The 12,064-nt window shown below is 66.2% G+C and carries 12 protein-coding genes; 4 read left to right on the forward strand and 8 right to left on the reverse strand.

The genetic code is table 11. The features are described from left to right. The first annotated feature begins 4 nt into the window (after positions 1 to 4). The gene (locus J7I79_RS19670; protein ID WP_214956157.1) at positions 5 to 781 is read left to right on the forward strand and encodes an SDR family oxidoreductase; all 777 of its coding nucleotides are present in this window, start codon (positions 5 to 7) and stop codon (positions 779 to 781) included. Between the two features lie 10 nt (positions 782 to 791). Here J7I79_RS19670 and J7I79_RS19675 read toward each other — a convergent pair whose 3' ends face one another. The 3 genes from J7I79_RS19675 to J7I79_RS19685 form a co-directional block, all read right to left on the reverse strand. Continuing rightward, complete coding sequence (locus J7I79_RS19675) at positions 792 to 1,847, reverse strand: FUSC family protein (RefSeq protein ID WP_214956158.1); 1,056 nt, start codon at positions 1,845 to 1,847, stop codon at positions 792 to 794. A gap of 136 nt (positions 1,848 to 1,983) precedes the next feature. Continuing rightward, a complete protein-coding gene (locus tag J7I79_RS19680; protein ID WP_214956160.1) occupies positions 1,984 to 3,561 on the reverse strand; it encodes an MFS transporter in 1,578 nt (525 codons plus the stop codon). A gap of 20 nt (positions 3,562 to 3,581) precedes the next feature. Next, a complete protein-coding gene (locus J7I79_RS19685; RefSeq protein WP_214956162.1) occupies positions 3,582 to 3,890 on the reverse strand; it encodes a hypothetical protein in 309 nt (102 codons plus the stop codon). Positions 3,891 to 4,142: 252 nt separating this feature from the next. Between J7I79_RS19685 and J7I79_RS19690 the strand changes: the two genes are divergently transcribed. Together J7I79_RS19690 and J7I79_RS19695 are read left to right on the forward strand one after the other, a co-directional pair. Continuing rightward, positions 4,143 to 4,364 carry a hypothetical protein gene (locus J7I79_RS19690; protein ID WP_214956163.1) on the forward strand — a complete coding sequence of 74 codons (222 nt, stop codon included), beginning with the start codon at positions 4,143 to 4,145 and terminating at the stop codon, positions 4,362 to 4,364. Positions 4,365 to 4,438: 74 nt separating this feature from the next. Next, complete coding sequence (locus J7I79_RS19695; RefSeq protein WP_214956165.1) at positions 4,439 to 4,693, forward strand: hypothetical protein; 255 nt, start codon at positions 4,439 to 4,441, stop codon at positions 4,691 to 4,693. A 104-nt stretch (positions 4,694 to 4,797) separates the two neighbouring features. Here J7I79_RS19695 and J7I79_RS19700 read toward each other — a convergent pair whose 3' ends face one another. After that, positions 4,798 to 7,383: an ATP-dependent DNA ligase gene (locus J7I79_RS19700; protein ID WP_214956167.1), complete on the reverse strand. Its 2,586-nt coding sequence runs from the start codon at positions 7,381 to 7,383 to the stop codon at positions 4,798 to 4,800. A 40-nt stretch (positions 7,384 to 7,423) separates the two neighbouring features. Here J7I79_RS19700 and J7I79_RS19705 point away from each other — a divergent pair, with 40 nt between their 5' ends. Continuing rightward, entirely contained in the window at positions 7,424 to 8,440 is a 1,017-nt protein-coding gene (locus tag J7I79_RS19705) for a Ku protein (protein WP_214956169.1), read from the forward strand. A 113-nt stretch (positions 8,441 to 8,553) separates the two neighbouring features. On the opposite strand, the gene J7I79_RS19710 is transcribed toward J7I79_RS19705, so the two are convergent. The 4 genes from J7I79_RS19710 to J7I79_RS19725 all read right to left on the reverse strand — a co-directional run bounded on the left by J7I79_RS19710 (position 8,554) and on the right by J7I79_RS19725 (position 12,064). Beyond that, positions 8,554 to 8,820 carry a Rho termination factor N-terminal domain-containing protein gene (locus J7I79_RS19710; RefSeq protein WP_214956171.1) on the reverse strand — a complete coding sequence of 89 codons (267 nt, stop codon included), beginning with the start codon at positions 8,818 to 8,820 and terminating at the stop codon, positions 8,554 to 8,556. A gap of 2 nt (positions 8,821 to 8,822) precedes the next feature. Then, positions 8,823 to 9,455: an SRPBCC family protein gene (locus tag J7I79_RS19715; protein WP_214956173.1), complete on the reverse strand. Its 633-nt coding sequence runs from the start codon at positions 9,453 to 9,455 to the stop codon at positions 8,823 to 8,825. Positions 9,456 to 9,685: 230 nt separating this feature from the next. After that, the gene (locus J7I79_RS19720) at positions 9,686 to 9,964 is read right to left on the reverse strand and encodes an HPr family phosphocarrier protein (protein ID WP_214956175.1); all 279 of its coding nucleotides are present in this window, start codon (positions 9,962 to 9,964) and stop codon (positions 9,686 to 9,688) included. A gap of 54 nt (positions 9,965 to 10,018) precedes the next feature. Beyond that, positions 10,019 to 12,064: a fructose-specific PTS transporter subunit EIIC gene (locus tag J7I79_RS19725; RefSeq protein ID WP_214956177.1), complete on the reverse strand. Its 2,046-nt coding sequence runs from the start codon at positions 12,062 to 12,064 to the stop codon at positions 10,019 to 10,021.

Here is a 12,064-nt window from a genome sequence, read left to right on the forward strand (position 1 = left end):
TGCCATGACGGAACAAGTTCCCGGACCCACAGCCCTGATCACCGGCGCCACGGCTGGCCTTGGCGCCGAATTTGCCCGCCAGCTGGCAGAGGAGGGCCATCATCTGGTGCTGGTCGCCCGCGACAGGGAGCGGCTGCGGGCCGCCGCGCACGAACTCGAGAACAACTACAGCATCACCGCTGAGGTGCTTTCCGCGGACCTGACGGACGACGCCGGGGTGGCCGCCGTCGTCGAACGCCTGTCCGACGCGTCGCGGCCGGTGGAAATCCTGGTCAACAACGCCGGGATCGGGCTGCTGAAGCCTTTCGACAAGAACAGCCTGGAGGAGGAACGCAGGCACCTGCGGCTGCATGTCCAGACGCCCATGGAACTGTGCCACGCGGCCCTGCAGGGGATGCTGGCGCGCCATTCAGGCAGGATCATCAATGTGGCCAGCGTCGCCGCCTTTGCCAACCGGGGGAGCTACTCGGCGGCGAAGGCCTGGCAGGTGACCTTCAGCCGCTGGGCCAACCTGGCGTATGCCGGCAGCGGAGTGAAAGTCACGGCGGTGTGCCCGGGGTTCACCCACACCGAATTCCATGACCGCATGGGCATGGACAAAACGGCGGCCCCGCGCTGGCTGTGGCTGTCCGCCGAACGGGTGGTCCGGGAGGGGCTGGCGGACAACGACCGGGGCCGGGCCGTTTCCATCCCAACGAAGCGGTACAAGATAGTGGCCGCCGTTTCGCGCATGCTGCCGGCGCGGTTCACCTCAGGTCCGGCGAAGAGGCCCGCGAAGTAGGGACACGGGCTCAGTTAGTCCGCCGCCGCCGCCGGACCAGCACAATGACCACAATGCCGACCACCGCTCCGACCACCGTTTCCACGGCCCGTTCCGTGATGAGGACGTACGGATCCGCCGGAGCGGCAAGCTGCGTCATAAGCAGAATCACGGGAGTGAAGGACACCATGGCCAGGCCATAATGCCGGGTCATGAAAAGCTCGGTGGTGAACTGGAAGACGATCACCAGCAACGCCAGCACGGCGGCTTCCGCCCCAGGGAAGACCTGTAGCGGGGCCCACGGGGCCGGCAGAAGCACGACGGCGACCAGTACCAGCCCGAGGAAAGTCCCCATGATGCGGTGGAGCCCGCGGTGCACGCTGCTGGGCAGGTCGGACCCGGCGAGGGGGACCGCGGCGGCGGCCATGGCCCAGTGCGGGTGGCCGCTGCCGCTCAGGACGCCGATGGCGCCGGCGGCTCCCACAGCCACGGCGTATCGTGCCGCGTGGATCATGGCAGCCTGACTGCGCGGTCCGCGCAGGGATACCGCAGTCCGGACCGCTCCGGGCTGCCACCTGCGGCCGCGGACCCAGCCGCCAAACCCGATAACCAATGAAAACGCAGCGGAGGCGGCGGCGATGAGTAGCGCCGCGAACCAGGGAACCGTCGTGGGGACGGATGCGCAGGCGCCCAGGGCAAGGATGCCGAAGAACGGACCGTTGGGCTTCAGGTTCACCCTGTCGGAGAACACCGAGCCGACGCCGGCCAGGAAGGCTTCCACTCCCACCAGCCACCACGAATGGAGGTGGTTGACGGACAGGAAGATGCCCACGCCAACCCCGCCGAGCAGCACGAGTGCGGCCTGCGCCTGGTGCACGAGGCGGAGCTGGTGGGGCTCGGACCGTCCGTACATCCCGGTCAGGGCGCCGAAGACGGCGTAGATGATCAGTTCAGGGCGGCCCAGGAAGAGGAGGGCCAATGACGGAACCGCCACACTCACGGCGACGCGCAGCGCTGATAGGTGATCGTTGTTTGCGGGGCCAAGCCGATGCAGGGCGCGGAGATGCCGCATGCCGGCGTCGATCATGCGTACCTCCCTTCTTCTGTGCTTGCTGCCGTCAAAAAGTCTGCCAGACGCGCGAGAGGCCTGCTTTGCACGCTGTCACAAAGGAACATCGTGCAAGGCAGGCCTCACCGGGCGGGGGTCTGGACTACAAGGTCGGTCAGACCTTGGCCGGAACCTTTTCGGGCTCCGGGGCCTGATCCTCGAAAGGCATGTCATCCAGGTCGATCAGCGGGTTCTCATCCTGGGTGGCCACGAGCTCATGGGCTTCAGCCTGGGTGTCCACGCTGGGCATGGAACCCGGCAGCGGACGGTTGGCCGATTCCTTCAGGAAATAGATCGCGACGGCACCGATGGCAGAGGTGGCCATCAGGTAGTACGCGGGCATCATGTCGTTGCCCGTGGCCGTGATCAGTGCTGCCACGATGAACGGCGTGGTTCCGCCGAAGATTGCCACCGCGAAGTTGTAGGCGATGCCCATGGCGCCGTAACGGCTGGCAGTCGGGAACTGTGCCGGCAGCGCCGAGGCCAGGTTCGCCACGTAGAACGTCACCGGGAAAGCAATAAGGGAAAGGCCGGCCAGCGTGGACCAGACTTCACCGACGCCGATCAGGAGGAACGCAGGGGTGGCCAGGACGACGGTGCTGATGGCACCGATCCACAACACGGGGCGTCGGCCGATCCGGTCGGAGAGCTTGCCGGTCAGCGGGATGCAGAGGCTCATGATGACCAGGACGGGGATGGTCAGCAGCGTGCCATGCACCTCGTCGTAGCCCTTGGACTCCGTCAGGTACGTCGGCATGTAGGAGGTCAGTGCGTAGCCGGCGGTGTTCGCGGCGGCAACCAGGATCATCGCGACGATGAGGGAGCGCCAGTACGCCTTCACGATGCCCAGCGGGCCCTTGGAGGCTGAGGTGTCCGAGGCGGTTGCGTCCTTGGCGAGGTTCTCCTGGGCATCCAGGGTGGCCTGGAACTGCGGGGATTCCTCAATCTTGCTACGGAAGTAGACCGCGATCAGGCCGAGCGGGCCGGCAACCAGGAACGGGATCCTCCAGCCCCACTCCTCCATGGCGCCCTGACCCAGGGTCAGCTGCAGCACGGAGACGAGGGCGGCGCCGAGGGCGAAGCCGAGGTAGCTGCCCATGTCCAGGAAGCTGGCGAAGAAGCCGCGGCGCTTGTCCGGGGCGTATTCGCTCACAAAAGTGGTGGCACCGGCGTACTCGCCGCCGGTGGAGAAACCCTGGACCAGCTTGAGCAGCACCAGCAGGGCCGCGGCCCACATTCCGATCTGCGCATAGCCGGGCAGCAGGCCGACGGCGAAAGTACTAGCGGCCATCAGCATCAGCGTGGCGGCGAGGACCTTCTGGCGCCCGATCTTGTCGCCGAGCCAGCCGAAGATGACTCCGCCCAGCGGACGGGCGATAAAGGTGGCGGCGAAGGTTCCCAGCAGGAACAGGGTCTGCACGGACTTGTCAGCCTCAGGCAGGAACACCGGTCCCATGGTGGTGATCAGGTAGCCGAACACGCCGACGTCGTACCATTCCATGGTGTTACCCACGATGGTTCCGCCGAGTGCTTTCTTAAGCATCGGCTTGTTGACGACGTTGATGTCGGAGACTTTGAGCCTGCGGCGAGGCAACAGCCTCGGCTTCTTGGCGCTTTGGGGCGCAATATTGTTGGTCCCGCGGGCGTTGTTCACGCCTGCTGAAGAGTCGGTCATGCTTCGGTCTTTGGGCATTTGGGCTGCTCCTGTGGAGGTCATTTGCTTGCGACTTGTAGCTGCCCCGCTCCGGGCAGGCTTTCAATTTTACGCGATTTCCATGGCGTTTCCGAGTTCAGTGGCGTATGATCCCGCGTTTCAGGCCCGTATTCGGCTCCAAAGCCGAATTTGTTTTGCGCCGTTTCACCGCGCCAGCACTGGAAATCCGGCCGTGCCGGGCGTCGTTGCCAAACCTTTTCCGCCGGCAGCCCGAAAAAACGCCCAAATGCGCCGGAATCCGGCCCCTGGACCCGGAAGCAGGCCGCGTTCGGGCGGCACAGGAATCCATCCAAAACGGGGGTTTCCAACGGACCGGATCACTGTCTATGGTTGAGCCATGGGAACACTGATCTTTGGATAGGCCCGCGGCCGTCAGCGGTTGAACCTGCTGGCCTGTCCCGCCTGCCGTATTCACCAGCCATCCGCGCTAGTCGAGGCGTACGCCCGCACTGATCCCTCCTGGCGACCCCCGTCGTCGTGATCTCTCCACCGCGATCTTCCAGCGTGTGCGTCCGCATCTCATCACCGCCACCCGATTCCATTCCACAAGGAGAGCTTCCATGACCGACAAAACCAACAGCAAGAACGCCGAGCCCGCAACTGACCCGAAGGCAGGGGCGCCGGAGGCCGGAGGCATCAAGTCCAAGCTGACGGACGCCCAGCGGGAAATGCTGGCCAGCAAATCCCGTGGAGGCGCCGTTTCGAAGAGCGTTTCGCACGGCCACAAACCCACGCACGCAAGCGGCAAGCAAGGCCCTGCCGAGAAAAAAGTCCGCTGGTAGTTCCTGCAGACAAGCAGTTACTGCAGACCTAGTATTGGTGGACACTTCATTTCAACGCGGAAAGGAAGAGCGCAATGGCTGAGAAAAATCCTGGGGGACAGCTCGAGCCGGAACTGGCCAGTCACCTGGCGGAGTCCATGGACGAGGTGCCTGCGCCTGAGCTGACAGCCTCTGCCGGCCCGGTCAACGGGGGCAGGCAGTGGCCGGACGGCAACGGCAAACGCCGCCATCCCAAAGAACGCGGCACCGCCCACGGACGGATGGGCCATGAAGCAGCAGTCACCGCGGTCCACCGGACCGGCAGGCCGCAGATGCCGCACTCCTCGTAAGACGAACCCGCGGCCGGGCGACACCAATGTCAGGTGTTGCCCGGCTTTTTCGTGCCCCGGGAAAATACCCGGGGACGTGTCCCCAAGCGGCCCGGGATGCGGCCTCAGCCGGACTCCGCCACGACGTCGTCCGGATTCTTGTCCAGGCGCCAGCCCCGCCACACCGGATGCCGCAGCTTCCCGGCCCCGGTCCAGTCCCCGAACGTCACCTCGCCCACCAGGCCGGGTGTCACCCAGTGCGCGTCCGAGGCGTCGGCGGCGGGTACCTCGGTGAACGGGGAGGTCTTCCTGGACAGGGAATCCATCTGCAGCCGCAGTTCGTTCAACTCACGGTCGCTGAAGCCGCTGCCCACGCGTCCCACGTACCGCAGCTTGCCGCCCTCGGGGATCCCCACCAGCAGCGACCCCACGGAGCCGTGCCGTGACCCCTTGCCGGGACGCCAGCCGCCCACCAGCACTTCCTGCGTGCGTTCGAACTTCAGCTTCAGCCAGGACTTGCTGCGCTCGCCGCTGACGTACCGGCCGTCAATGCGCTTGGCCATGATCCCTTCAAGTCCCAGTTCCCTGGCGCTCGCCAGAAGGTCCTCCACCTCGTGGTCGAGCACCTCGGACAGGTGCACCGGGCATCCTGCCGGCCAGCCCAGTTCATCCAGGCGCGCCCGCCGCTTCCGCAACGGCATCCGGCGGAGGTCCTCGCCGCCGTCGGACAGCAGGTCGAACACCATCAGCCGGACCGGCGTGGCTGCCCGCGCCTTGGCGACATCGGCTGCCCTGGTCAGCTTCATCCGCGTCTGCAGCAGCCCGAAATCGGGCCGCCCGGAAGGCCCGACGGCGACGATCTCGCCGTCGGCGGTGAAACTCTGCTCCGGCCAGCACCTGCGGTCCGTCAGTTCCGGGTAGCTTGCAGACACGTCGTTTCCGTTGCGGCTGATCAGCCGGATCCTGTCCTCATCGGCGATGATGATGGCCCGGATGCCGTCCCACTTCAGTTCGAACTGCCAGTCCAGGCCGCGAAGATCGGCAGTCGTCCCGGCGCCGGCGAGCATGGGCGAGAAATCCGGGGCGGCAGATGGTGCAGCAGTCTGTGCCGCAGGCCGGGGGGCTGCGGAAGCCTGCTGGGTCCCGTCCTGTTCCTTCTTTGCCGGAGCAGCTTGTTTTGCCGGGGCTCCGTGCCCCTTGCGGTCCATCAGGTGAATGAGCCACTGGGATTGTTCGGTGCCCTGCGGGGCGTCGCTGTCCCGGCTGGTCCGGATCAGCGCGAACCTCTTTGTTCCACCCAGGCCGCCGCCGTCGGCCCCTGTCAGCGTGGCGATGACTTCCTTGCCCGCGATCCACTTATCGCATTCGTAGTAGCCGTGGTCCCAGACGGTGACGGTTCCGGCGCCGTACTGGCCTTTGGGGATGGTCCCCTCGAAGTCGAGGTAATCCATGGGATGGTCCTCCGTCTGGACCGCCAGGTGGTTCTGCGCCCCGCTCGCGGGCACCCCCTTGGGAAGCGCCCAGGACACCAGCACGCCGTCCCGTTCCAGCCGGAAGTCGAAATGCAGCCGGCTGGCGTGGTGCTCCTGGATTACAAACCGCTCCCTGATGGTGCCGGCGTTCGGGTCCGCCCGGTGCCGGTCCGCGCTGAATGGCTCAGGGGTTCCTTCCGGGTCCCGCATGGCGCGGTACTTCTCCAGCCGCGGATCCGCGTGTCCGCCGTCGGCTGTTCCACCGCCGCCGGCCTTGGTGTTGCCGGACCCGCCACCGGACCTGCTGCCGCGCGGGCCGCCGCCGTCGGAAGGGCCCTGGACGTGCCCGCCGTGGGCGGACACCGGAGCGAAGGGGTCCTTGCCGTCCTTCACCCGCCGCATGACCTCGCGGTAGTCCAGTTGCTTCAGGGCGGGCGAGGCCAGCTCACGCCAGGTCCGCGGGGCCGCCACAGTGGGCTTCAGCCTGCCCCGGAGCGAGTAGGGCACGATGGTGGTTTTGGCGGCATTGTTCTGGCTCCAGTCCACCAGCACTTTGCCGGTGCGCAGCGTCTTCTTCATATCGCTGACGGCAAGGCCCGGGTGGTCCGCTTCCAAGGCGCGGGCAAGTTCATGGGCGAAGTCGGAAACCTGGTCCGAGCTCTGCGTGCCGTCGAGGCCGGCGTAGAGGTGGATTCCCTTGCTGCCGCTTGTCACGGGAACGGGATCCAGCCCCACGTCCGTGAGGATGGCGCGAGCAAGCCGGGCCACCTCCACACATTCAGCCAGGCCGGCGCCCTCCCCCGGATCCAGGTCCAGCACCAGCCGGTCGGGGAACATGGGATTCCCGTGCGGATCGACGCGCCATTGCGGGACGTGGATTTCCAGCGACCCCATCTGGGCCAGCCACGTGAGGGTGGCGGCGTCATTGACCAGGGGGTACTGGTTGCTGCGCTCCTTATGGCGGATGGAAGCGCGCGGAATCCAGCCGGGGGTGGAGTCTTCCAGGTTTTTCTGGAAGAACATCTGTCCCGGCGCCTCCGCGGTGCCCACGCCGTTGACCCAGCGCTTCCGGGTGGCGGGCCGGTTGGCCGCGGCAGGGATCAGCACCGGGGCCACGGCGGCATAGTACGCCAGGACATCCGCCTTGGTGGTGCCCGTCTCCGGATACATCACCTTGTCCAGGTTGGTGACCACCAGTTCGCGGCCCTGGACCCGGACACGTTCCCTACTGCCTGCCAAAGGTCTTCACCTCCGGGCAACTCTGATGTTCACTTGATCCATGAGAGCCATCTGGAAAGGCGCTATCGCATTTGGGCTGGTCAACGTGCCGGTCAAGGTCTACAGCGCCACCGAGGACCACGACATCGGGCTGCACCAGGTCCATGGCGCCGACGGCGGGCGCATCCGCTACCAGCGCCGCTGCGAAGTGTGCGGCGAGATCGTGGACTATGCGGACATCGACAAGGCCTACGAGGAGGACGGCCGCACGGTGGTCCTCACCCGGGATGAGCTCAAGTCCATCCCGGCGGAGAGCAGCCACGAGATCGAAGTGGTGCAGTTTGTCCCGTCCGAGCAGCTCGATCCCATGATGTTCGAGAAGAGCTACTACCTCGAACCCGACTCCAAGTCGCCCAAGGCCTATGTCCTCCTCCGCAGGGCGTTGGAGGATACGGACCGGGTGGCCGTGGTCCAGTTCGCCCTCCGTGAGAAGACCCGGCTTGGCGCCTTGCGGATCCGGGATGACGTCCTGGTGCTGCAGTCCCTGCTGTGGTCCGACGAAGTCAGGGAAGCGGCCTTCCCCGCCCTCGAGACAACGGTCCGCATCTCCGCCCAGGAGCGCGAGATGTCCGCGGCGCTGGTGGACTCCATGGCCGGAGACTTCGATCCGAGCCAGTTCACTGACGATTACCAGGTGCAGCTCCGCAAACTCATCGACGCGAAGATCGAGCAGGGAGAGTCCCTGGACACGGAACAGACGTTCGGCGCCGAGGCTGCCGAAGCCGGAAGCGGCGAAGTGATCGACCTGATGGAGGCTCTCAAGCGAAGCCTTGAAAAGAAAAGGGGTGGCGGCACCGGCGACGCGTCCAAGACAGACAGCGCCGAGGATGCTCCCGAGAAGGCAACCCGGACCAAGGCGGCCCCGGCCCGGTCCACCGCAGCAACCCGGTCCACCGCAGCAAAAGGGGCGGGCAGCAAGGCGACGGCGACGAAGACTGCCAGCAAAACGACAACAAAGCCTGCTGCGAAGGAGGCTGCAGCCAAGGAACCGGCCAAGAGCCGGCGCAAAGGGGCCTGACGCGGCCGTACCGCAGCGGCGGCGGCCCCCTACGGAGTGCATCCCACCGGGCTGGCGTGGAATGGGGTGGCGGGCGCGGCGCCGGCCGGTACGGTAACCCATGGCGGCCGCGGTCAGTGGTTTCTGAGAGCCGAAATCAGCTCGCTTTTCTTCTTGGCGGAGTATCCGGTAAGGCCGATCTCCTTGGCGCGGGACTTCAGCTGAGCCACCGTCCAGTCCTCATAGTCGCCGGCCTTGCCGCCTTTGCGGCCCACGGCCGAACGGCCCTTCTTGGCCGCGGCGTTGGAAATGCGCGCTGCCTTTTCCTTTGACGCGCCATCCTCCCGGAGTTCCTCGTACAGTTCGGGATCCTTCAGGCTGGGGTTCTTCTTCTCAGGCATGGTCAGCTCGGATCCGATGGTTCAGCGTCGTCAATAAAAGGGTCCACACCGGCCGGACGCTGCGGCGAAGGCGTGGGCGTATGGGGCGGCTGCGCGTGGGCTGCGTGGGCGCGCAAGTGCTGGGCGTGCGGAGCCGATGCGCTGGCGGCGAAGCCGGCCTCTTCGTCGGTTTCTTCGACTTCGCCGACGTCCACGGCGGAACGCCAGGCACCGGTTTCAATGCCGCGCTCTTCGATGAACTGCTTGAACCGCTTCAGGTCGGCACTGATCTGGTGGCTGTCCGCGTGGACGGCGGAGCCCGCCTTCTCCACCAATCCCTCGGGTTCCCAATCCAGCGCCACGGTGACGCGCGTCTGCTCCGGCCCTAGGGGTTCGAAGGAAACCTCGCCGGAGTTGCGCGGTTTGTCCGTGCTGACCCAGGCAATGCGGCGGTCCGGCAGTTGTTCAGTGATCTGGGCGTTGTACTCGCGCCTGACGCCGGCGATGTCCGTCCGGAAATGAAGGGACGTCTCGTCGATCTGTTCCACGGACTCGACGCCCCGCATGAACTCCGGGAACGATTCGAACTGCGTCCACTGGTTGTAGGCGGTGGACACAGGAACATCCACCTCGATGGTTTCCTGCAGGGTAGCCACTGTCTCATCCTCTTTCAGTCCGGGTACGGCTCCGAATGCGGTCTGTTGAACGGTGTGTCGCCACGTTTTCCACGCTAGTAGGGCCATCCGGCAAAAACAAGGAACGTACCCGGAGGTTAAATGCAACGGCCGGCCCGCGCGCCACGTGCCCGGAATACGGGACTTACCGTGGCGCAGCCGGCCGGCCGCCTGACGCTGACCTAAGCGGTCTGTACTAGCCCGTCGAGCTGCTACTCGGCGTCGTGATCGGTTTCCAGGATCTGGACCAGGTGGTCCAGGGCGGTGTCGGCGCCGTCGCCCTCGGCACGCAGGACCACAACATCGCCGTGCGATGCGCCCAGGCTCATGAGGGACAGGATGCTGGCTGCGTCCATGGCCTCGTCGGCCGGTTCGCCCTTGCGGGCGATCGTGATCTCGTGCGGGTACTCGCCGGCGGCCTCGGCAAAGATGGCGGCCGGGCGGGCATGCAGGCCGACGCGGCTGGCGATGGTGGCGGTGCGTTCGAACATTTGTGCTCCTTGGATATCAGGTCGAGACAGATGGTTGGGAAATACCGAACCGGGTCAGACAGTTACTGGAACCGGCTCCACGGTATCAACGGACTTGCGGACGGCCCAGCGCTTGAGGGCGATGACTGCCAGGGCAGTGACGACCGTTCCGACGAGGATCGAGACAACAAACATGAGGAAGTTGTCGATGGCGAAGAAGACGAAGATGCCGCCGTGCGGGGCCTTCGAACCTACGCCCGCCGCCATGGAGATGGCGCCGGTCACTGCACCGCCCAGCATGCTGGCCGGGATGACCCGGAGCGGGTCGGCAGCGGCGAACGGGATGGCACCTTCGGAGATGAACGATGCGCCCAGCAGCCAGGCGGCCTTGCCGTTCTCGCGCTCGGCCAGGCTGAAGCGCTTCTTGTCGAGGACCGTAGAGGCGAGGGCCATGGCCAGCGGCGGAACCATGCCGGAGGCCATGACGGCTGCCATGATCTGCCACGGTGCCTGGTTGTCCAGCGTTGCGGCACCCAGGCCGGCGACGGCGAAGGCGTAGGCAACCTTATTGACCGGACCGCCGAGGTCGAAGCACATCATGAGGCCAAGAATGATGCCGAGGGCGATGGCGCTGGCACCGGTCAGGCCGGACAGGAATGAGTTCAGTCCAACGGTGATGGCGACGATCGGAGCGCCCAGGATCAGGAACATCAGGCCTGAGGCCACGATGGAAGCAACCAGCGGGATGATCACCACGGGCATCAGGCCGCGCAGCCAGCGGGCCACTTGAATTTGGCCGATGACGTGCGCGATGTAACCGGCGAGGAGACCGCCGACGATGCCGCCGAGGAAGCCTGCGCCCATGAACCCTGCAACGGCGCCGGCAACGAAGCCCGGTGCGATGCCCGGCCGGTCGGCGATTGCGTAGGCGATGTAGCCGGCCAGGGCCGGTACCAGGAAGCCGAGCGAGAGGGCACCGATCTTGAACAGCACCGCGCCAAGGTACGCGCCGAGCGGGCCCCAGGCGTTCTCAGGGTATTCGGTGGGCAGGTTGAAGATGCTGTTGTCCACCACGATCGCATCCGCGAACTGCGTGATCAGGTAACCGCCCATCAGGAAACCCAGGGCGATAAGCAGGCCACCGCCGGCCACGAACGGAATCATGTAGCTGACGCCCGTGAGGAGAGCCTTCTTCAGCTTCTGGCCGATGTGCTCGCCCTTTTCGGTGGCTTCGGTCTCGGCCTGCTCCTCGGCGCCGAAGTGCGGGACGCGGCGGGCGTTGGGGTTGTCAGCCGCGGCCAGTGCTTCCTGGACCATCTTGTCCGGCTCGTCGATGCCGCGCTTGACGGGTGCATTGATGACCGGCTTGCCGGCAAAACGTTCCTTGCCGCGGACGTCCACGTCCACCGCGAAGATCACGGCGTCGGCGGCAGCGATGACTGCGGGGTCCAGCGGCTTGGCGCCGGAGGAACCCTGGGTTTCCACCTGGAGGTCCACCCCGACTTCCTTGGCGGCGGCAACGAGCGAATCGGCCGCCATGTAGGTGTGGGCGATGCCCGTGGGGCAGGCCGTCACGGCTACGAGGCGCTTGGGCCCACCGGCGCGTGCTCCAGTGGCGGCACCGGCGGACGGTGCTGCTGCGGCTGCGGGCTCCGCTGCGGCCGCGGGCTTGTCGGCCAGGGCGCCCTCCACCAGCTCGACGATTTCGGCTTCGGTGCCGGCTGCCCGGAGGGCGGCCGTGAAGTCCTTTTTGATCAGCGAGCGGGCCAGCCTGGACAGGAGCTTAAGGTGCTCCTGGTCCGCGCCTTCGGGGGCCGCGATGAAGAAGATCAGGTCCGCCGGGCCGTCCTTGGCGCCGAAGTCCACGGACCGCGACAGGCGGGCCATGGCCAGGGTGGGCACGGTCACTGCTGCAGAGCGGCAGTGCGGAATGGCGATGCCGCCGGGAACACCGGTGGCCGTTTTCTGCTCGCGGGCAAAGGCGTCGGTGAAGAGGCCTTCCACTTCGGTGGCGCGGCCGTTGGCGGCGACCCTGCCGGCCAGATGGCGGATCACGTCCTCGGGCGAGTTGCCCAGGTTCTGGTCGAGCTCGACCAGTTCAGTAGTAATGAGCTGAGTCAC

This window comes from Arthrobacter sp. ISL-69 (genome assembly GCF_018613775.1).
GTDB lineage: Bacteria > Actinomycetota > Actinomycetes > Actinomycetales > Micrococcaceae > Arthrobacter.

What these genes read in the sequence shown, in the direction of transcription:
- J7I79_RS19670 (WP_214956157.1), top strand. Translation starts at nt 5, where the DNA reads ATGACGGAACAAGTTCCCGGACCCACAGCCCTGATCACCGGCGCCACG.
- J7I79_RS19675 (WP_214956158.1), bottom strand. Translation starts at nt 1,847, where the DNA reads ATGATCGACGCCGGCATGCGGCATCTCCGCGCCCTGCATCGGCTTGGC.
- J7I79_RS19680 (WP_214956160.1), bottom strand. Translation starts at nt 3,561, where the DNA reads ATGCCCAAAGACCGAAGCATGACCGACTCTTCAGCAGGCGTGAACAAC.
- J7I79_RS19690 (WP_214956163.1), top strand. Translation starts at nt 4,143, where the DNA reads ATGACCGACAAAACCAACAGCAAGAACGCCGAGCCCGCAACTGACCCG.
- J7I79_RS19695 (WP_214956165.1), top strand. Translation starts at nt 4,439, where the DNA reads ATGGCTGAGAAAAATCCTGGGGGACAGCTCGAGCCGGAACTGGCCAGT.
- J7I79_RS19705 (WP_214956169.1), top strand. Translation starts at nt 7,424, where the DNA reads ATGAGAGCCATCTGGAAAGGCGCTATCGCATTTGGGCTGGTCAACGTG.
- J7I79_RS19710 (WP_214956171.1), bottom strand. Translation starts at nt 8,820, where the DNA reads ATGCCTGAGAAGAAGAACCCCAGCCTGAAGGATCCCGAACTGTACGAG.
- J7I79_RS19720 (WP_214956175.1), bottom strand. Translation starts at nt 9,964, where the DNA reads ATGTTCGAACGCACCGCCACCATCGCCAGCCGCGTCGGCCTGCATGCC.